Source organism: Acaryochloris sp. IP29b_bin.148 (genome assembly GCF_028285565.1).
GTDB lineage: Bacteria > Cyanobacteriota > Cyanobacteriia > Thermosynechococcales > Thermosynechococcaceae > Acaryochloris.
Window position 1 is genome coordinate 17,340 of record NZ_JANQOY010000008.1, and the last position, 20,206, is coordinate 37,545.

The window sequence follows — 20,206 nt, forward strand, 5'->3', positions numbered from 1 at the left end:
CCCCTATATCGATTGACCCAATACCCAGAATTCAGGATACCCTCAATTTACGCCTCACTTGCAATCCAATGCTTTTTTGGAAGAAACTCTGTTTACTAGTCTTAGATTAACTGAGACTCGAAAATTTGGGGCCTCATTTTCCAAATTTACCTCTATGGTAGCCAAAACTGGGGTATAAGACTTTTTTGAAGTTCGCGCACTGTTCTGTTCACTGAACGCGCCATTTGGATATGAGGTTCATCGGGCTCAATCGGGTCAATGGCAGCTGGAAGCCCCTGCCCTAATTGGTGAATCACATGATTGGCTGCCTCCAGTCCCGTGACATAGGCTTTTTCCTGGGACCAAGAACCGTGGCGAGTGACCACCCAGTCTCCACTCATATAGAGGTTATTAATGGGAGTTTGGGCCGGTAGCAAATACCGATAGCTGCCTGGTGCAAAATGGGTCACGGCTCGGGGTAAGCGAATCACGCTAGAATCGACCACCTGGGCCTCGCGGAAATCGGGAAGACAGGTGGTCAGATCCTGTTGCACCATACGAATAATTTCATCATCTTCCATGGCCAAGAACTGATTGGCATGGTAAAAGTCTGCCTCAATCACCGTTTCCGGCTGATCGCGATAGTCATCGTGAAGGGCATTGAGGTCAAAGAAGGTAGACCCCGTCGTCGGATGGAAGCCAAAGCAGGCATTAGAAGGCTGAGGGACCTCGACTTTGCGGTCGAACCACAGACGGGTGGCTAAGATATCCACGGCACCAAGGTTCATTAGGTCTCGGAACTGAGGATGCTGTTGTAGTGTAGAACTGCCCCGAACAATGTTCTGCATCCCTGTAATGCCAACGGAAAAAATGACGGCATCGGCCTCAAAGACTTCATCCCCGCAAATGACAGCATCGGCTTGGCCCAAGTCATTGAGCCGCACATCGGTGACCCGACGCTGAGTGAGAATTTTGCCCCCTGCATCGGTGATGCGATCGCACCAGGGCTTGAAGATTTTCTCTCCCACCGTGCCCCGACACCACACCACATCAAAATCAGCCTGATGGGCCAGGATGAAATAGTAGAGCATCCCTAAGGCAGCAGCAGCGGAGCACTGCTCACCCGGAGCAAACAATCCTACTAGCAGCATCGGTTCAAAGGCATCTCGATATAAGCGAGCTGACACGCCATAGCTTTTAAACAGTTCTCTAGCCGTCACCGAGTCATAGCGTCGCCAAGCCTCATCGGAATTATCAAAGTCGATAATCGGATACATCATCGTAAAGGCGGACAGTCGATCCACTAGCGGTAAGCGAGGAAACTGGGGGTAAGCAAAGGTCCCCAAGGGCATCGGTAAGCGCTGTTCCTTCTGGAAAATAGGGGACACCGCTTCCAGTCCCGCCGGGGAATATTGAGAGGACTTTGTCCAGTCCGTAAAGGGATCGAGTCCTAACTCATCGACCAAACCAAAAATATTTTTATAGGGGTACCAAAACCCATGAATCCCGGCTTCAACGGGACGGCCGCCTGCGGTTTTCCAACCCGCGACTAGGCCACCTGGATAGGAGCCTGCCTCTAGTAAAGTGACATCGTACCCTTGGTTCACGAGGTGATAGGTGGCACCGAGGCCAGCCCAACCCGCACCAACGACGACAACACGTTTTTTAGGGTCAGAGGTCATAGCTTGTATCGTGGAATTATTCGTAACCAATTGCCCTATTTACCATGACATGAAATCTGCGGTCCTTGCACGGATGGATTGGGCAAAGATGATCTCGGCTTTGACCGCCAAGAACGAGATCGACAGAGTCAAACGTATGACTAGAGAGGGCTTTAACCATGACACAGCCATTTAAGCTTAACCTTGGCAAAGCTCAACTTGAGGGCCAGCGCGCAGGTGAAGGTCAGCCCGTCTTGTTTCTCCATACCGGAGTCGCAGATCAGCGCATGTGGCATCCACAAGTGAGTGAGTTGCAACATCGCTATCAGACGATTACCTATGATCGCCGTGGATTCGGTAAAACCACCAGCCCAGACGAGGCATTCTCGCATACTGAAGACTTGCGAGCCTTATTGGATCAGCGGGCGGTGCCCACAGCAGTTTTGATCGGATGCTCCCAAGGCGGACGGATTTCTATTGATTTGGCGATCGCAGATCCGCAACGGGTGACAGCCCTGGTACTGTTTGCTCCCGCCATCAGCGGCGCACCAGAGCCAGATGTTTATCCTCCTGAGATTCAAGAGCGGCTAGATGCTCTAGAGACAGCAGAGCAAGCAGGTGATATGGAGCAGGTGAATGCAATTGAGGTCAATTTATGGTTGGATGGTCCGATGAGTCCTTTAGGGCGTGTGGGGGGTGAAATCAGAGATCTACTCTTTGATATGAATGGGATTGCCTTGAGAATGCCGGAGCTAACGCAAGAACGTGAACCGCCCTCCGCCTATGAGCGGCTCTCTGATCTGCGAGTCCCCACACTGGTGATTTGGGGAGCGCTAGATTTTGCGGAGATCAAGGTGGCTTGTCACCCTTGTGGATAGACTCCCTAATGCAGCAGGACGAGAAATTCCAGAAGCAGCCCATTTGGTCAATCTCGAATGCCCCCAATTGATCAATCAGTTGCTCACAGCATGGCTCCAGTCTTTAGCCAGGTAATAGGGACTGATGCATAGAGGCTTTATCCTTTCAGAGTCAGGTGTGATCCAAATCGGACTCCCTTTCCCTTGTTTCATCCTGTATTGTTGAGTCACCCCCCGATGTGAACTGAGTGAAATCTCAATATGGCAAATTCTTCTAATACAACTGGTGCAGAAGCTGTTGATGCTGCGATTGCAAACGGTCTCGATCTCGATGGCTCTCCTATCCCCGCTGCCAAACTCAATCTCTACAATCAGGTGATGGGCCTAGAGTCAAATCGGCAACGCAGTGGCGTATCGAATACAATGCGTTCTCGGATTGTCCGCATTGGAGCCAAGCATATTGCTCAAGCTGAACTGAATCAAATGCTTCAGGATGCAGACTTCGCTCCCTTAAAAGATAAGGAAATCGCCTTTTATTACGGTGGCAAATAACCTAACCGCTGAAACAGTTCATCAACAGTTCCTATCCCTAGCCAATCCAGAAATTGCCGAGCATTCTCAGCGCTTCTTTAAAACTGGGCCAGGGGACTATGGCGCGGGCGATCAGTTCTTAGGCATTCGAGTCCCCGTTCTGAGAAAGCAGGTCACTCGATATCAACAGCTCCCCAACGATGAAGTGATTTGTCTTTTGCAATCCCCCTGGCATGAAGAACGCTTGTTTGCGCTTCTCGTTTGGGTAAAGCAATTTCAGAAAGCCCCCGAAGCAGAACAAGCCCATCTATACGATCTCTATCTTTGCCATACCCAGTTCATCAACAACTGGGATTTGGTGGACAGTTCTGCCTATCAAATTGTAGGAGCGTTTCTGGCAGGGAAAGATCGGCAACCCATCTACCCCCTTGCCCGGTCTCAAAGCCTATGGGAACGGCGAATTGCAATGATCGCAACCTTTCAATGGATTCGGAACCATGATTTCGAAGATGCATTAGCGATTGCCAAGCTACTACTACACGACAACGAAGATCTCATCCATAAAGCCGTAGGTTGGATGCTGCGAGAAATTGGCAAACGAGATTTAGAAACAGAGAAAGCCTTTCTCAAAGCGCATTACCCGGAGATGCCCCGGACAATGTTACGGTATGCCATTGAGAAATTTCCCAAATCTGAACGACAAAGATACTTGAAGGGGTTGATTTAGCTAGCCTGGAAATCAACTTCATCTCTTGCAAGCATCGACTCAAATAGACATACACTGGGGGCTGAATCGGCTTTTCTACCCAACGAATTGTCTGTTCTATCCCCAAGTCTGTTGCGTAGCCCGTAAGTTGCGATCGCATCCCGGTATTGAAGGTGCGATCGCACACCCAAAAACTCCCCCGCACCGTGACAGACAGGGGAGTTACCAAACAAACGCAATGTGCCCTAGAAATTTACACCTATGCGACGCAGGGTAAAGCGTCGGACACTTCTTGAACATCCCAATCCTGTAAAGGTTCCATAGAGACCGATAAACTCTCACTTTCCGTCTGGTAAGCCTCTATCAGTTGTTTTTCTTCCTGGCTCAGGTCAGGATCACTGTTGAGTGCAATCTCTTGCAGGGTTTCTTCAACTAGTTCCATCTGCTGTTCCGCTTCTGTCAACATCGCTTGAGGCTCAGACGCTAATAGGGATTCAAAATCAGCCACCACTTCGTACTTTGTCTGAAAGTCTTGGAGGACAGCTTGTAAATCAGTATTCTCCTTCGTTAGCGTATTGACGGTCATCGACAGCTCAACCTCCTTCGCTTGCAAGGTGAGCTGATTTTCCTGCAAATGCGTCTGTCGCTCTGTGAGCGTCTGAACCGTCCGTTCAAGTTCGGCTTTATCCTGCTGAAGCTGATGGATTAAGGCACGATAGCTGTTGATGGCTTTAATGGCAGGCAACAGTTTTTCCTTGAGATTCATATGAGCTACGTCAAGCTGATGAAATTTGTCAGAGAGTTTGACATAAGCCCCGGCAAGACTTTTATAGCGTTCAGCGATAGATTTCATGGAAGTTTGTAAAGGATATTATTTATCGTTTCTATTATCGTAAATCCTGACATATCTGGCTGTACCTGGGTATACGTTTGAGGGCGGTTAAAAACTCGGTAAGAAATACACGCTCTATTGACTTCATGCCAAAGGTCTATTTATTAGCCTATGCCTTACCCACAACTGTTGAAAGTATTGTGAGGAATAGGCTTGGAGTTTGCGTTTAAGCGTAAAGTGAAACCTAACCTCTGACATAGGTAAGCAAATATCATGCAAACATGGGCCGCTCAGGAACTGAAAACATCCAACCTCGGTGATGCTCGTCTCGACAAATGCTTGATAGAGATTGCTTGATTCAAGAGAGGTTGAGTGCTCAGCCTAATGCAAGTATTCCACACGCGAGCGAAAGCTGGTCTCAGTGCAAAGCAACCTATCGACTTTGGGACAACCCGAAGGTGAATGCAGAGGGAATCTTAGAAGCCTATAAGTCCTCGGTAAGGTTGGAATTACCACGCTAATAAAGCGTAGGCCAAAAATACCGATGGGTACCCATATCTCCACCATACCCAGTTCATCAACAACTGGGATTTGGTGGACAGTTCTGCCTATCAAATCGTGGGAGCATTCCTGGAAGGAAAAGATCGCCAACCGATCTACCCACTTGCATAATCTCAAAACCTATGGGAACGACGAATTGCTGTGATGGCCACCTTCCGATGGATGCGCCACCATGACTTTGAGGATGCCTTAGCGCTTGCCCAGCTACTGTTAAACGATCAGGAAGATCTTATCCATAAAGCCGTAGGCTGGATGCTGCGAGAAATTGGCAAACGAGACCTGAAAATAGAGAAAACCTTTCTCAAAAAACACTACCAGTCTATACCTCGCACCATGCTCCGGTATGCGATTGAAAAATTTCCTGAGTCAGAGCGATAGCGATATTTAAAGGGCCAGGTTTAGTGAAGCACCAGATTTTTCTTAACCCGGCTTTTGATCGTGCTCACGACTGTTCTCTAGAGAGGTGAAGCACTGTTGGGTGATGCGATCGCAATGGTCAATGAGGTTCTTCAACTCCCGGACATAGGCAACCATCTCACCATCAAAAGGTGCATGGATGACATTGGCCACATAAGCATAGGCGGTGGCATCTAAGGTCGTGGGGCAATCACTTATAAAAAAGGACTGACTCGCCAGCACATCCGATAGCGCCTGGAAATCTGCACAGGTGAGCTGGCAAATTTCTGAGGGACTATGTCGCCCCATTCCCTGCCCATGCAGCTGCGCTAAAATCCTTTCCCGCAGTGCTTCCAACTGGGGCAGCCACTCTTGCTCAGTCAGCTGGGGCATCAGTGCTCCTGCAATCATGGCGCGATAACGCTGCCAGTTTTCCTCTGGACCATAGCGAAGATAAACCAACCCCCAATAGGTGTTTTCCTTCAGCATCCGGCGCAAGGCCAGGGAGATCCCTCGTTCAGGGGCCGTCAAAGCTGCATCCAGATCAATGCCCTCAGCCTGCTTCAAGTATTCAATAATAAACGTAGCGTCCCCTATATACCGATCGCCATATTGAACGAAGGGGACCTTCCCCTTGGGAGCCTGTTCTAAGTGTTCTGTTGTTTTGTGATAGGGCAGCTTCGCTAATCGGAGCCACGTCTCTAGTTCTAAGCAATGGGGACTGATACTGGGTATCCCCCAGAGGGGCGGGGCGGTGTATAAGGTCAGCATGGTCATACCTCCACTCCCAACTTTTGTGACCGCTAACTTCTACCATAACGATAAAGAGAACGAGTCAACGATCAAAAATGTCATCCTCAGAGCAGCATCAAGCCATTGTCATTGGTGGCAGTATTGCGGGCATGTTAGCAGCCCGTGTGCTCGCCAACTACTTTGAACAAGTCATGATCGTGGAGCGAGATACTTTCTCTCTGCAGCCAGAGGCTCGGGCAGGGGTCTCCCAATCGCCCCACGCTCACATTTTACTAACTCAGGGATACAGAATTGTGTCCGATTTATTTCCAGGGATTGAAGAGCAATTGATGGCTCAAGGTGCCCTTGAAATTGATTGGTTAGCAGAATGCCCCGTTCTATTCCCCTCAGGATGGGCTCCTCGTTTGCAATCACAGATCCAAAGCATCACCTGTAGTCGCAACCTGCTGGAATTCACGATTCGCCAGCAACTCAGTCGCATCCAAAATGTGCATTGGCTCTGTGCTTCCACGGTTATCCAACTGGTTCCTGATTCCTGCACAGCCATGCTTCGTGGCGTTCTTGTGAAAGATGCTCAAGGGCAGATGACACCGTTATTGGGTGATTTAATTGTTGATGCGAGTGGGCGCAGTTCACCTGCACCTGAGTGGTTAAAACACATCGGTTATCCCCCTCCTGAGGAAACCATTATCGATTCAGGTCTAGGCTATGCCAGCCAATACTTTCGACGTCCGGTAGATTTTTCTAAGGACTGGAAGAGTCTGTACGTTATGGCCAAAGCGCCAGACCACCCCCATATAGGCGCCTTAGTGCAAGTAGAGGGAAATCGTTGGCTAACCACATTGATGGGTATCAATCGCCATTATCCTCCCACTGATGACGCTGGTTTTCTCGATTTTGCCAGACAGCTGAGGAGTCCCATCATCTTTGAGACCATTAAAGATGCTGAGCCTCTCTCGACCATCCACTCCTACCGGGCGACTGCCAACCGTCAGCGGCATTATGAGGCGATAAAACAAGGTCCTGGGAATTTTATCGGCTTTGGAGATAGCATCTGTGCATTTAATCCTGTTTATGGACAAGGGATGACCGTTGCCGCCCAAAGTGCGGTGACCCTCGATCAATGCCTGAAACGCCAGTGGATGGGCGGAGGGGGAAGCATCGGACCTGGTTTTTCTCGATCCTTTCATCGGCAATTAGCAGCAGTCGTTCGCACGCCTTGGCTGATGGCAACCGGGGAAGATCTGCGTTGGCCGCAAACCACAGGCCCCCAACCAGACTGGATCACGAAGATGTTACAGCGGTATATCGATCAGATTATTCGGCTGAACAGTCGGCAAAGCATGGTTTACCAGGCCTTCACGGAAGTGATCCATATGCTTAATCCTCCCCATTCGTTATTTCAACCCAAAATTATGATGAATGTGTTGGCGGCGCTATGCTCTCGTGACCCATCGTGTCCAAACAGTGTGAGAACTTCTAGGTAGCGCAATATCCCGTAGGACAAGATTCAAGACAGCCCAACAGAGAGGAAATTCCCATGGGATGGGTTTAAGTGCAAGTTAAACCATCCCATGGGAAGCGGGGTCATCTTTGAGTGTCTGAAACTGAATGTCTACTATCGCCCAATCAAACAGCAGATAAAATCCCGATTTATTCAGGTAAGTTCAGGTATTTACCCACAGACGAAAAAGGCTGGAATCACTCCCAGCCTTTAAGCTAACTTCTATACTGACGTTGGACCATCCAGTAGAATTTCGCTGATTAAACTAAAACCACGTTAGAGTTTGCAGTTGTGTCAATAATCAGACTATTCACGTTATCGAGGGTTGCAATGGCGGTATTATCAACCATCAAGTTGCCGTTGGCAAAGGATAGCCGATCATAGTCATTGGCACCGAGACTAAAGGCAGAGGCATCAATTTGAATGACATCATTCTCATTGACATTGAAATCGGTAATGCGATCAACCCCGCTGGAGTCAAACCTGAAGATATCAGCTCCTACGCCACCTGTCAGGATATCGTTACCCAGTCCACCGAGAAGGATATCATCACCAGCCCCACCAATGAGGGTGTCATTGCCACCTCTACCGTTAAGGAAGTCGTTGCCAGTGCCACCATCGAGCCGATTACCCAAGCCAGCACCGATAAGAGTGTCATTGCCGCCTTCGCCATAGAAATCAGCATTGTAGAAGGAGGCTGTGCCACCGCTGGCACCACCGCCACCGTCGCCTAACATAAAGTCGTTAGCTGCAGTTCCTCGGAAGGCTTCAATCGAGCTACTAGTAGATAGCTTTTCGTGATTAAGAAAGGCATCCATGACATTGAATGCTGCTAGGTCAACCACAATTCCTTGATTGCCATTTTCAGCAAAATCAACAGTGTCATAGCCTTTTCCACCAGTGATAGTGTCTATGCCATCACCACCAATCAGAATGTCGTTGCCAGCCCCACCATTGAGGTTATCGTTACCAGTCCCGCCATTGAGGAGATTATCTTTACTATCTCCAGTAAGTAGATCACCATAGTTAGATCCATAGACCCATTCAATGCTTTCAAGAGTATCTCTATGAGCACTGGACCAGCGATTGACATTGGTTTCTAGATTAACCCCCACACCTGATGCAGATTTGGAGTAATCAGCAACATCAATGCCAGCACCACCGATGAGGATGTCATCGCCAACTCCCCCTATGAGGGTGTCATTACCATCGCCGCCGTTGAGGGTGTCGTTCCCCACTCCACCTTCAAGAATGTCGTTGCCTTTCCAACCAGAAAGATCGTCGTCACCATCGCCACCCATCAGAATGTCTTGACCATGATCACCCCAAAGAAAGTCATCGCCGTTCCCACCTTCAAGTATGTCGTTACCCTTCCAACCAGAAAGACTATCATTCCCATCGCCACCTTGAATGTGGTCGTCACCATCCTCGCCTTCAAGTGAGTCATTACCTTTGCCACCTTCAAGAATGTCATTCCCAATTCCACCTTTGAGAGTGTCATTACCTGCTCCGCCGAGAATTTTGTCATCATGCTTTGTGCCTGTAATATCGAAGGTTTCGACATTCTTAATTGTAAGAAGCTGCTTTCTGCTCAACTGTCCATGAGTGAAGCCACGTGAGAAATCAATACCTTCATAATTTTTGGCACTATAGTCCACCTTGAGGACATCGTCCCCTGCCCCTCCATCAACGATATCATTGAAAGAATTTACATCATATCCAGGGTTGAGGGTGTCGTTACCAGTCCCACCATTTAGTTGGTCGTTACCATCACCACCATTTAGTTGGTCATTACCATCACCACCATACAGTTCGTCGTTACCAGTCCCACCATCGAGGTAGTCATTTCCAGATTCACCAAATAGAACGTCATTCCCTGCCCCTCCATATAGGGTGTCATTACCATCATTCTGATAACGGACAGCTTTACCAAGGCGATTATTCTTGTCTACGTAGGAGCCCTTAACCCCCCCATACAGAGTGTCATTACCCTTTCCACCGAAAATCCTATCGTGACCGAATTGGCCAAGAATTATATCAGCACCACCTTCTCCTTCAATAAGATCGGAGGTATAAGTTCCATCAAGAGTTTCATGATCAGTATTATTACCCAGTATTGTAGTTCTTTTAAAGGCTGAAATGACTCCATTCATATATGAGTCTTTAATTATCGCTGCAAAGTCTTTATCTATGAGTCCACCTCTTTCACCATAGTTATTCGTGATGAATAAAAGACTTTCTCGGTTTCCGTTCTCGTCGATACTAACTGTGACACCATGTTTCTCTTTTCCATTGACATTCATTGTTGAAGCAGTATAAAAATACGTCAAGCCGTCTTTGAGGGTCGGTAAAATGATTGTGTCAACACCAAGCTGGAAATCATCAATAACAATTGTTTTACGAGATTTGTTCTTGATTTTCCCAAAGCTTTCAGAGGTAAAGTTAGGATCAGTTAATGCCGCTTTTGCTGCATCAATCTGTGCATCAACCTGGTCTTTGTCGTAGCCATAATTGGCAATATCTTTAATGGGATCTGACAAAAATCCAACTACAGGGATATTACTTGTTCCAGAGAGAATGATATTAGTCAAAAAACGCTTCCGCTCAATATTTGCATCTGGCAGTGAGATTTGATTGATGAGTTGCCCCAACTTCTCTACGTTCATATCGAGAACAGGGCCAGTTTCTCCATTTAGGCCAATGACGTACTGAGTCGATCCATTCTTGTAGTTATCACCACCATGATATTTGCCGGTTACAACTTCATAGGACTCACCCGTATTTTTACTGTTATAGACAGTTGCAACTGCCGATACCATCGTGTTTCCTGATGCTGGATCGAAGATTTTGGTGACATTACCGTCTTTAAAGCCCAGGCGATCAAAATTTTCAAAGGTGCTTTTTTGACCCTGTCGACGCATCGAATTAGAGAAGAAGGAAGACTTAACGTCCGTGACGGTAAAGTTATCGCCTGTTCTGCTCCATTCAAAGTCCTCTGCCTTAGCATTACTGATAATTGCGGTACTGATGCCTTTAGTGCCAGTTGCATGGACACCAAAACCAGTAGTCTGGTAGGTGAGATTACCAGAAAATTGGCTCGCATCTAAGCTGTTTTTACGTTGGGAACCATAGTTGTAAGCATATCCCCACGGTGTATGCCCAGAACTAGAAAGTGCCCTACTCTTATCCCTGATAAAGACGCTTTCGATTTCTCCTATTCTATGACCAGTAGATTTGTCCTTATATCTAAGCTCATACGTGCCATTATTTTTCTTTTCGTGAGTAAGTTCAGCATAAGTTCCACTGAGGCTAGAATTTGTGAGACGAAAAGTTCCGACAGAATCTTTTTGAAATTCCAACGTGTCATTACCTAATCCACCATATAGAGTGTCACCTCCTAATGTGGAAGTGACTAATTTATCATTTCCACCGCCTCCAATAAGATAGTTTTTCCCTTCTCCAGCAATCAGTATGTCATCCCCATCACCACCATCTAGATAATCATCCCCATCACCACCATCTAGATAATCATTTCCAACTTGGCCCAAAAGACGATCATCTCCAGAACCGCCATCTAAGAAGTCATTTCCGCTCTCACCAAGTAGAACATCGTCACCGCTTCGCCCTTCAATACGGTCATCACCTGCTCCTCCATATAGAGTTTCTTGGAGAGCGTATCCTGCCACCATTTCATTGCCGATGATGGTGTCATTTCCGCTTGTGCCTTGCACAATACTATAGGCTTCATGTTCACCATCATAAATTCCAGATTCTTTCACTTTGTATTTATTGTCAAAATGATTTGAGTCCATTTTTTTTGTGCCCAGATCATAAAAATTATCATAGACGTCAAATTCTCTTAATGGAACAAAGCCACGCCGAGCTTTGCGCACGAATATTCGTTTAACGAGTTTTCGGTTCATGATTGTTTCCCCTTTTTTGAATTGAATATATGTCCACAAGAGATTGATTTCCTCTTGAGCTAACTGTCTCAAAAACGTCCAGTAGAAAAAATCCTGAAAAGTTCGGTTTTATTCAGTTCATTACTCAGTTCTATTCAGGTAACAGTGATAGAGCCTATCATCAGCCCTAGCTCACGGCCTACCTGCCGTGTTGATGGTGATTCCCTAGTGGGTCATTTGATTTCAACTACAGAAATATCAATCGATTGTGGTCGTCACTTCGTTGATGTCCTTTCTATCGCCAAATCTAATAGCCAAAAAAATTATGAATTATTCAGGTAAGTTCAGGTCAATTTAGGTGTTTTTTAACTGTCCATTCCTCTGGCTGAAGCAACAGTATATGGAGTAAGCTAGCGACAAGATTTTATGATTGAGAAATGCAAAAACTCACCCTCACTCGGCCCGACGATTGGCACCTTCATCTCCGGGACGGAGCAGCCCTGAAAGCCGTTCTCCCCCACTCGGCACACCAGTTTGCTCGTGCCATCGTCATGCCAAACTTAAAGCCTCCCATCCGCACAGTGGCTGAGGCTGCTGCCTACCGGGACCGAATTTTGGCAGCCATTCCCACAGGCCAAACCTTCGAACCCCTGATGACCCTCTACCTGACCGATAATACTAGCCCCGAAGAAATCATTGCCGCCAAAGCTTCGGCCTTTGTCAAAGCAGTGAAATACTATCCAGCAGGGGCAACCACCAACTCTGACTCTGGTGTCACCGACATTCGGAAGTGTGACCCCATCTTCGCCACCATGGAAACAGAAGATATCCCTCTATTACTCCATGGAGAAGTAACCGACACAGAGGTGGATGTATTCGATCTCGAAAAAGTATTTATCGAAACCCACCTGATTCCCCTCATCTCGCGATTCCCCAAACTACGAGTAGTACTTGAACATATCACCACCTCCGAAGCGGTACAGTTTGTCCTTAATGCCAACAGCAATGTCGCGGCAACTATCACACCTCAACATCTATTATTTAGCCGTAATGCTTTATTTCAGGGTGGAATTCGTCCCCATTATTATTGCCTGCCCATTCTGAAACGAGAGACACATCGGCAGGCGCTGTTGCAGGCAGCGACATCCGGCAATCCCAAGTTTTTTCTCGGTACCGATAGCGCCCCCCATGCCCGCAATTCGAAAGAGCAGTCCTGTGGCTGCGCCGGTTGCTATTCGGCCCTCCATGCCATGGAATTATATGCAGAAGCATTTGAAAGTGCGAATGCCCTCGACAAACTGGAAGCCTTTGCCAGCTTCTATGGTCCAGATTTTTATCAGCTTCCCCGCAATACGGAGAAAATCACCTTAGTCAAACAGACTTGGCGCATTCCTGATCAAGTACCGTTTATTGAAACTGGACTTGTGCCCCTGAGGGCAGGAGAAGAAATCACCTGGAAGCTACTGGAATCCTAATATTGCAGTCGGGATTATAGCCAATTCCCCACCAACACAAACGGACTCCAAAAATAGGGGGCTCTAAATTTCGGATCCTTCATTAAAGCTAGCTGAGCCTGACGAAACGCCGCTGCCTTCGTCGTATTCGGTTGAGCCAGGGCTTTATAAAAATGGCCCATAAAAGCCGCTGCTGCCTGATCATCCAAGGACCACAATCCGGCCAAGGTACTGCGCACGCCGGACCGAATCGCCATGCCCGCAATACCAAGAACTGCCCGACTATTGCCCGTCGCCGTTTCACAAGCACTTAAGACAAGCAACTCGATCGGGACTTCAGAGGTGCGAATTCGGTTGCGGAGTAACGAGGCCATTGCCTGGATCGAAAGCTTACCTTCCCAGGTGAGAATAAAGGTATCTTCGGGGCTAGCGCCAAACTCGGCATGGGTTGCTAGATGCACCACTTCAGAAGACACTTCCGTTAGGTAGTCATCCAAGTTCTGTTTCGTCAAATCTTGGTTAAACAAGACCTCATGATCTTGAATATGAGCAGTAATCTGCTCAACTTCTTTGGCCACATAGGGCAAAGCCGGGAATCCAGACCGAGCCTCACTCACCCCTCCCACTAACAATTTCACCCGCTCTCTATCTTGCGGACGAGGCGCTAATAGATCCAATCCCGGAGAAAGCGCCACATTGTATTTTTCAATCAAATATTGCTGGCCATCATAGAGCGTCGTTAAGGGCAAAGTGCGCAAGGCTCCGTCAGCGACAAAAACCAACGTTTCTACATCCTGTTGAGCTAAATCTGCGGCAGCAGGACCCACCACCCAGTCATAGATCTGTTTGAGCTTATGGAGATTACTGCTTTGGAGAGAGTCCAAGGGCATGGAGAGGGAGCGCAAGAGTTGTTGGACCGTATTATCCACCTGTCCCGGCTCAATGGGCGTGCTGTAATGGCGCAAAGGTTGCTTACCAATACTGACAATCACATCAACCCGATCGGCTAAAACAATCGGATAAATCACGGCCGCCTTCGGATCCACTTGATCGACTGCGATCGGTTGGGCTTGCACACAGGCATCCTGGAAGTAGTCCTGAATTTCATTCAGCTGTAAATCTTCAATCAGCTTGCGAGCTTGCTTCAGGCGGTTGGCTGCATTGGCTTGCGTCATATCTCCTTCTAACAACAGCGCCACCAACTCACGATAAATAGGTTCTACCCCATCCCTAAAGGTAAAGCGGACATCTTCACTAGCCGTGCTCAGGTCGCCCCGCAGGGAGCGTAGGGCTGCCACCGCATCGAGATAGGCTGAAATCGCGCCCTGGCGATTGCCGAGTTGACGACGATAGCGACCCAGTTGCCAAGCTAGCTGATAGAGCACTTCAGGGGCACGCTGTCGTTGAACCTGCTGTAAAGCTTGTTCCGTCCAAGAGACCGCCTCAGACCATTGTTGGGCCTGGCCATACATTTTCCCCTGATAGCCCAGGATATAGGACTGAGCATTGGGATCATCCAAGGCTTGCGCTTGGGCTTGAATATGAGTCAGCAACCTCAATAGGGTCTGGGATTCGTCCAGTTGTGCGGATGCTAAAACGGTTTCGATCAGATGGAGTTGCGCATAGATTCCCTTTCGACTGCTAGGAAGTTGTTGGGCTTGCCCCTTTAGTGCTTGCAAAAGCGGCGATGCCGCAGGATCTTTTTGCGCAACCAAAAGATCAAATTGGCTCACTTGCACCTGAAATCGAAGTAGAGGGGTGGGGGCAAGGGTCTCTGCCTGCTGATAGTAGTCCAACGCCTTTTGGGCGTTCCCCAGACCCCGAAATGTATGTCCCAAATTCAGAAGAATCGTACTTTTCAGGGCGGGCTGGTTCAGGGATTGGGATGTTTTTAGGGCGGCTTCGAGTTGACGTTGCGATCGCAACATATTGCCTTCAGCACGCGACACCTTCCCCAAATTTAGCTGGGTCATCGCCTTGACGGGAGACGGAGGCTGCCGCTCTAGAATCTGCATCAGTGGCGTTAATTGTTTTTGCGCCTGCCGAAAATAGCCTAGATCCTGAAGGACCTGAATTTGATTCAACTGCACCTGCAGGTGCTCTGCATCATCCCCAGCCCGTTGATAAGCCTCTGCTGCTTGTTGCCAATTCTCAAAAGCTGCACGAGTATTGCCCCGTGCGAGGAATAAACTGGCTCTTGAACTCAGCACCTGGGCATGGAGAGCAGGTTGCTGGGCGATCAGATCAGGGGTCAGCGTTGCTTGACTCGTAGCAATGGCCTCCCTCGCCTTTTCCCAGTCTCCCAGGTGATGATAGGCCAGGGCTAAATGGCTCTGCACTGAAGCATAAGCCTCAGGCTGCTTAGATAATTGCTCTGCGGCTTGCTTCCAGAGGGTAATGGCCTGAGAATAATCAGCCTGCTGGTACGCTTGGCGGGCAGCTTCCAATTGTTGGGACAACGGGAGATGCGCCTCTCCCTGCAAATAATACTTGCCACTAGCAGTCACCACTAACCGCTTCGCTTCTTGGAGAATAGGAGTGACCTTGTGAGGCGCTTGAGTCCCTAAATCGGTTAAGAGATAGCTACCCGTAGGCCGGCGGGATGGCATCAGCGGTAATCCGCCCCGACCCGTCACCACAAACTGAGATTGCCCTGATCGAGGATTGGCACAAGCATCTGCAATTTGAGTACTTTTATCCAGCACATTCTCGGGGAGCGGGGTGAGGGCATTGGCTGGATCCGTTGCCAGGGTTTCAATTGTAATCTCGCCATTTACGCCCAATTGTGAGGAAGCAGAAATATTGAGAAACGGTTGGCCAAAAATCGCATTCGTAAAGATATCAATATCGCCACCATCCCCTTCAAAGGCATTGGCAACGATCTGATTGAGTTCGCCAGGGAACGCCAGAATAAACTGAGCCGCAATATCTATATTGCCGCCATTGCCAAAGCGGCCCGAATTCTCTGCAGAGATGATCGATCCATCCTTAAGCGTTAAAAACCGGAGTGACTGAGTCTCAGGCCCATCAATCATAATATTGCCGCCATCGGCATCACCCCTGGCTACCGTCGAAATACGGCTGCGATTGAGCAGTTGTAAGGAATCTCTAACCGACAGCTCAATATTGGCTCGATTGCCTTCAACGGCCTCGGCCAATAACTTGGCATTATCCATAACCATATTGTTGGCTTCAATAAATAAGCGTCCTGCTGCCCCCTCATTCGTACTACTGACGGAAATCTGCGCGCCATTCTGCACGGTGATATTGGGCGTAAAAATCTCCACATCCCCTGCATTCCCCTCCCCAGGAGAATTGGCAAAAATGCCGCTGGGAAATAGCGTCCCCGTCGAATCCAATACAAAGGGAGAATCTGCATCCCCGGCAGGTAATGTCACTTGAGGTGAGGATCCAGTGATGACAATACTTTGGTTCGCAACAACGGAGACATTCCCGCCATTCCCAACTGAGTTATCAATCGTTGCAGCCGAGATTTGTCCACCATCTTGTAGGGTGAGACGGTCAGTGACCAGATCAATATTGCCCCCGATAAATTCTCCAGGGTTTTGCAACTGGGTAACAATCCGGCTTGGCTGACCATTCAAAGTACCTTGAAGCGTTACAGACTCCGTTGTATTGATAAAAATGTCGCCACTATTTCCGAAGCCCTCAGCCCCAGCGTCAATAATGGAGCCATTCTCCAGAACTAAATGGTGAGCATTAATTCGAATATCACCACTAAACCCTTCCGTTGTCGAATCCCGAATAGCAGTGGCCAACTCGGCCACCCCAGCAAAGCTAGCGCGCACTGCTGCCGGATCCCCTACGAGGCAGACCGTATCTCCTGCTCGAATAGTCAAATCCCCCCCTTGAGCATTCCCAAACACGGTAGGACCAATCAACCCGCCGATCAGAGTTAGGTTTTGAGTATCAATCTCTATATCTCCTCCTGTTCCACCCCTCGTCTCCAGGGGTAGTCCGAACTCTTCAGGGAAGAAGGTCACACTTGCCTCAATACCAATCGGTGGCCCATCAAAAGTAGGTCCTCTTCGATCATCAACGAGAATATTATTGGCTTGAATCTGAATATCTCCCTCCGAGGTATTGGGTCCAAATTTGCCACTCAGAATAGAACTTTCCTCTCGTACTAGGAGAGAATTGGTGGTGATTTCAATGTTTCCGCCTGAACCTGAAGTGATAGAACTAATGCCGGAGCTACGGTTAAGGTTAATTTCCGGCGCAGTGATAAAGATTGATCCAGCATCGTTCGCGAACCGTTCCGGTGCAGTGATAAAGATTGATCCAGCATTGTTCTCGGAGCTGCCTTCGAAGGTTGCGCTAAAAATTCCAGAATTGATTTCTGCTAAAAGACGACGCGTTACGTTGATATAAATATCGCCGCTTGAACCAGCACCTAAAGTGTCTGTCAAAATCTGAGAATTTTGCTGCAGCGTCAGATTCCTGGCAGTCACCCTAATATCTCCGCCTTGACCGTTATTATCTATAAGACTCGAGATCCCGCTGTCAACGAGTTCGAAATCTTCAGTCGTGTCAACTAAAATGGCTCCTCCTTCAATATTGGCGGACGTGACTGTCCCATCCAGTCCAGCGAAGAGATCGGTCTGAGTCAGTGAACTATTGCGGGCTTGAAGGATAATATCTCCCTCACCCTGATCCACAACATCAACCGTTGAACCGTTGAAGAAAAAGTCAGCCCGTCCCTCTACTGGAACGGTCAGAAAATTTTCAGGGGTCGCTACCTCCAGGTCAAAGGAAATAACGCCAGGTTGTGAGAGTCCTGCCAGTCCAACCCGCCCCCCTGGTAAAAAAATATTAGTGCCCTCGAGGTTCACCTCTCCTCCCAGCAACACTAGCTGGTCTACCTCTGGGCCTAACTGTGCGCCATTGACGTTGATGGGCTGGGGATTCGCACCAAACTGAACGCCTAAGGGTACCGAAACGGTGAGTAAGGGGGGAGCGTTGGGATTCACCGCACTAAAGGTATTGCTATTGGGGAGCAAGAACCGATCTGCGGTGGTGGCGACAAAGGCGCCAGCCACATCCAACTGAGCATTGGGGCCAAAGAGAATGCCGCTGGGATTGACGAAAAAGAGATTGGCAGGACCATCCACCCCCAACAAGCCATTAATATTGGAAGCCGTTCCCCCGGTCACCCGTGCAAAAATATTCTCGACGGTCGCAGGGTTGCTAAAAAAAACTGTTTGATTGGGGTTAATCCCAAATCGTTCAAAACTATGGAACAAAGCTGTATTGCGCTGTGCCCCTCCATTAATCACCCAATCGTTGGCAGTGGCCCCAGGGTCAACGACAGACTGTTCCGTCCCGAGGGTGTTGTCAGGCACAATACTTTGAGCCAACCCCGTATTTGAAACGATCAGTGGACTCAAAAGGATGCCCACCCAAGAGCCAGTGGCCGTGGCCTGTCTGCAAAAATGATGGGCCAGTCTGAGATCGCAATCTATCCTATTCATAGTCTTGATAACACCAAAGTGTGGACAACAGACACGATGCTATTTAATTCAAGGGGTCGTGGGCGGTTCAGGTTACGGGGCCTTTGGGCCATCTGCGGATGGGCCGAGATCATCATCTTTGAGGGTCTCCGCCAGTTGGACTAAGGTCTGACGATAATCCTCCGCCTTTTCCGACTCTGCCAATTCCTTCAGCAGTGTCCGAACCTGCGCATAGGACTTAGATTGGGTTGCGTCTACCAACAACTCTCGAACCGTATCAAACCAGTAGCCAGCCTCTGCATACAGCGCAGCCTTCGCTTGCGGCGTTTTAGCCTGAGACAGCGCTTGCTTCAAAGTCGGGGAAGGCGCTTTGATATCCAATTCGGTGACAAAAGATTGATTAAAGCGATCGCTAGTGGAATTGCAGGCCAGACTCAACCGCACAATATACCGTTGCCCCGTTTGCAGTTCAGATTGGTTGTCGGGCAAGGTATATTGAATCACGCCTGATGCTTGTTCTACATACTCCAACTCATGTAACAGTACTGTGTTTTGGTCAGAATCGAGGGCAAAGAGAGACAAGCGGAGGCGATACGGCTCCGTCACCGGTATAAACCAAACCAAGGTTGGTGTTGTCGTGGTGGTCCGACCCACATGACTGAGGGGAGAGAACAGGGTTAACGGCAACGGAGGGGGCTGGTCTGTCTCTGTTTGAGTGCTTACAGTTTGGGCGGAAGCACAATGGCGAAAACCTGGAGCACGGGAACCATTGGAGGAAAAGGAGTCATTGGGCGGATCCCCTGAGGGGGGCTTATAGCGCCTCGCCTCAACAGGCCAGGGGAGGAGCAGGCATGCCAAGCACAAACCAATCCCTAAACAGCCCTTGAAGCCAGTGAAGGCCGATCGTTGTCTTTGCGGTGTCAGTTGTTTCATGGGAGTACATGGATGGAAATGAAAATAAGCCATTCGTCCATACCTTACGCTGCACTAACCTCACAAACTGAGATCGCAAGCTGCTCCCCTAGCCACTGAGCAGTACGATGATCTCGATGGGCAATGGTCTTTAAGTCATGATGGGTCCACTCCAGTGCAACCTCCTGCCAGGGTTCTGAAACAATGGGTCGCTGTTGTAAAAGTATGGAATCTCGCGTTTTCTCTACGACCATAGTAGTATCTTGTCTGATTGATTCGAATCTCTCTGCGTTTAATCCTTCAGGTAAAGAGATGTCTGTCACCTCTTCGCCCTTGGGCTCGCACAGGCGTAATTCAACCTCTTTGTCGTAGGGATCAAAATCAATTATTTCTCGGCGAACCCATTTCTGGAATCGTTGCTTTATCCCTGTCATCCTTTCCCTGACGGGTGGCAGGGGAAGTGAATAGCTGGTCGGCCTGGCATATCTAACGTCATCAGACATCTTCAATCTCCCCCGTAATTCGGTTGTTGAAATTAGATTAATGGAGCACCTGTGCAGAAAAAATCCCGTTATCATCAGGAAAATTCAGCAGTCATTCAGATATGGATGGCAGAACAGTTCAGGTCCAGTTTCAGCACAGTACCAAGTTCAGGCATTTTTCTTGCTGAATAATGGGTGCACCACA

Annotated in this window: 14 protein-coding genes and 1 pseudogene; 8 read left to right on the plus strand and 7 right to left on the minus strand. The window is 48.6% G+C overall.

Going from position 1 to position 20,206, the window contains the following annotated elements; genetic code table 11:
- Positions 1–152 precede the first annotated feature (152 nt).
- On the minus strand, positions 153–1,661 hold the full coding sequence (locus tag Q0986_RS00765) for an FAD-dependent oxidoreductase (RefSeq protein ID WP_299402342.1): 1,509 nt from the start codon (positions 1,659–1,661) through the stop codon (positions 153–155).
- A gap of 158 nt (positions 1,662–1,819) precedes the next feature.
- Here Q0986_RS00765 and Q0986_RS00770 point away from each other — a divergent pair, with 158 nt between their 5' ends.
- From Q0986_RS00770 to Q0986_RS00780, 3 genes are all read left to right on the plus strand, one after another.
- Complete coding sequence (locus Q0986_RS00770) at positions 1,820–2,518, plus strand: alpha/beta hydrolase (RefSeq protein ID WP_299402344.1); 699 nt, start codon at positions 1,820–1,822, stop codon at positions 2,516–2,518.
- Between the two features lie 240 nt (positions 2,519–2,758).
- Positions 2,759–3,049, plus strand: coding sequence for a DUF4090 family protein (locus Q0986_RS00775; RefSeq protein WP_299402346.1), 291 nt, complete (start codon positions 2,759–2,761; stop codon positions 3,047–3,049).
- Positions 3,039–3,755 (plus strand): DNA alkylation repair protein, encoded by a 717-nt coding sequence (locus Q0986_RS00780; protein ID WP_299402348.1) that lies wholly within the window; start codon positions 3,039–3,041, stop codon positions 3,753–3,755. The genes Q0986_RS00775 and Q0986_RS00780 overlap by 11 nt, the downstream gene beginning before the upstream one ends.
- Before the next feature lie 238 nt (positions 3,756–3,993).
- Here the strand turns inward: Q0986_RS00780 and Q0986_RS00785 are convergent, their stop codons facing one another.
- Positions 3,994–4,587, minus strand: a complete 594-nt coding sequence (locus Q0986_RS00785) for a hypothetical protein (protein WP_299402351.1) — start codon at positions 4,585–4,587, stop codon at positions 3,994–3,996.
- A gap of 252 nt (positions 4,588–4,839) precedes the next feature.
- Between Q0986_RS00785 and Q0986_RS22820 the strand changes: the two genes are divergently transcribed.
- From Q0986_RS22820 to Q0986_RS00790, 3 genes and pseudogenes are all read left to right on the plus strand, one after another.
- On the plus strand, positions 4,840–4,923 hold the full coding sequence (locus Q0986_RS22820) for a transposase DNA-binding-containing protein (protein WP_366918480.1): 84 nt from the start codon (positions 4,840–4,842) through the stop codon (positions 4,921–4,923).
- Positions 4,902–5,087 carry a transposase DNA-binding-containing protein gene (locus Q0986_RS22825; RefSeq protein WP_366918479.1) on the plus strand — a complete coding sequence of 62 codons (186 nt, stop codon included), beginning with the start codon at positions 4,902–4,904 and terminating at the stop codon, positions 5,085–5,087. Before Q0986_RS22820 ends, Q0986_RS22825 begins: the two co-directional genes overlap by 22 nt.
- A gap of 34 nt (positions 5,088–5,121) precedes the next feature.
- Positions 5,122–5,505 (plus strand): annotated as a pseudogene (locus tag Q0986_RS00790) (DNA alkylation repair protein); the annotation flags it as partial.
- Between the two features lie 42 nt (positions 5,506–5,547).
- Here Q0986_RS00790 and Q0986_RS00795 read toward each other — a convergent pair.
- Positions 5,548–6,294, minus strand: coding sequence for a glutathione S-transferase family protein (locus Q0986_RS00795; protein ID WP_299402353.1), 747 nt, complete (start codon positions 6,292–6,294; stop codon positions 5,548–5,550).
- 77 nt (positions 6,295–6,371) lie between these two features.
- On the opposite strand from Q0986_RS00795, the gene Q0986_RS00800 reads away from it, so the two are divergent.
- Positions 6,372–7,763 carry a 2-polyprenyl-6-methoxyphenol hydroxylase-like oxidoreductase gene (locus Q0986_RS00800; protein WP_299402355.1) on the plus strand — a complete coding sequence of 464 codons (1,392 nt, stop codon included), beginning with the start codon at positions 6,372–6,374 and terminating at the stop codon, positions 7,761–7,763.
- 277 nt (positions 7,764–8,040) lie between these two features.
- Here the strand turns inward: Q0986_RS00800 and Q0986_RS00805 are convergent, their stop codons facing one another.
- Positions 8,041–11,703: a hypothetical protein gene (locus Q0986_RS00805; protein WP_299402357.1), complete on the minus strand. Its 3,663-nt coding sequence runs from the start codon at positions 11,701–11,703 to the stop codon at positions 8,041–8,043.
- Positions 11,704–12,119: 416 nt separating this feature from the next.
- Here Q0986_RS00805 and pyrC point away from each other — a divergent pair, with 416 nt between their 5' ends.
- Positions 12,120–13,157 carry a dihydroorotase gene (pyrC, locus tag Q0986_RS00810; RefSeq protein WP_299402359.1) on the plus strand — a complete coding sequence of 346 codons (1,038 nt, stop codon included), beginning with the start codon at positions 12,120–12,122 and terminating at the stop codon, positions 13,155–13,157.
- A 14-nt stretch (positions 13,158–13,171) separates the two neighbouring features.
- Here the strand turns inward: pyrC and Q0986_RS00815 are convergent, their stop codons facing one another.
- From Q0986_RS00815 to Q0986_RS00825, 3 genes are all read right to left on the minus strand, one after another.
- Positions 13,172–18,628, minus strand: a complete 5,457-nt coding sequence (locus Q0986_RS00815) for a CHAT domain-containing protein (RefSeq protein ID WP_299402361.1) — start codon at positions 18,626–18,628, stop codon at positions 13,172–13,174.
- Positions 18,629–18,700: 72 nt separating this feature from the next.
- Positions 18,701–19,540, minus strand: coding sequence for a DUF928 domain-containing protein (locus Q0986_RS00820; RefSeq protein WP_299402364.1), 840 nt, complete (start codon positions 19,538–19,540; stop codon positions 18,701–18,703).
- A 44-nt stretch (positions 19,541–19,584) separates the two neighbouring features.
- Entirely contained in the window at positions 19,585–20,022 is a 438-nt protein-coding gene (locus Q0986_RS00825; RefSeq protein WP_299402367.1) for a hypothetical protein, read from the minus strand.
- Positions 20,023–20,206: the final 184 nt, after the last annotated feature.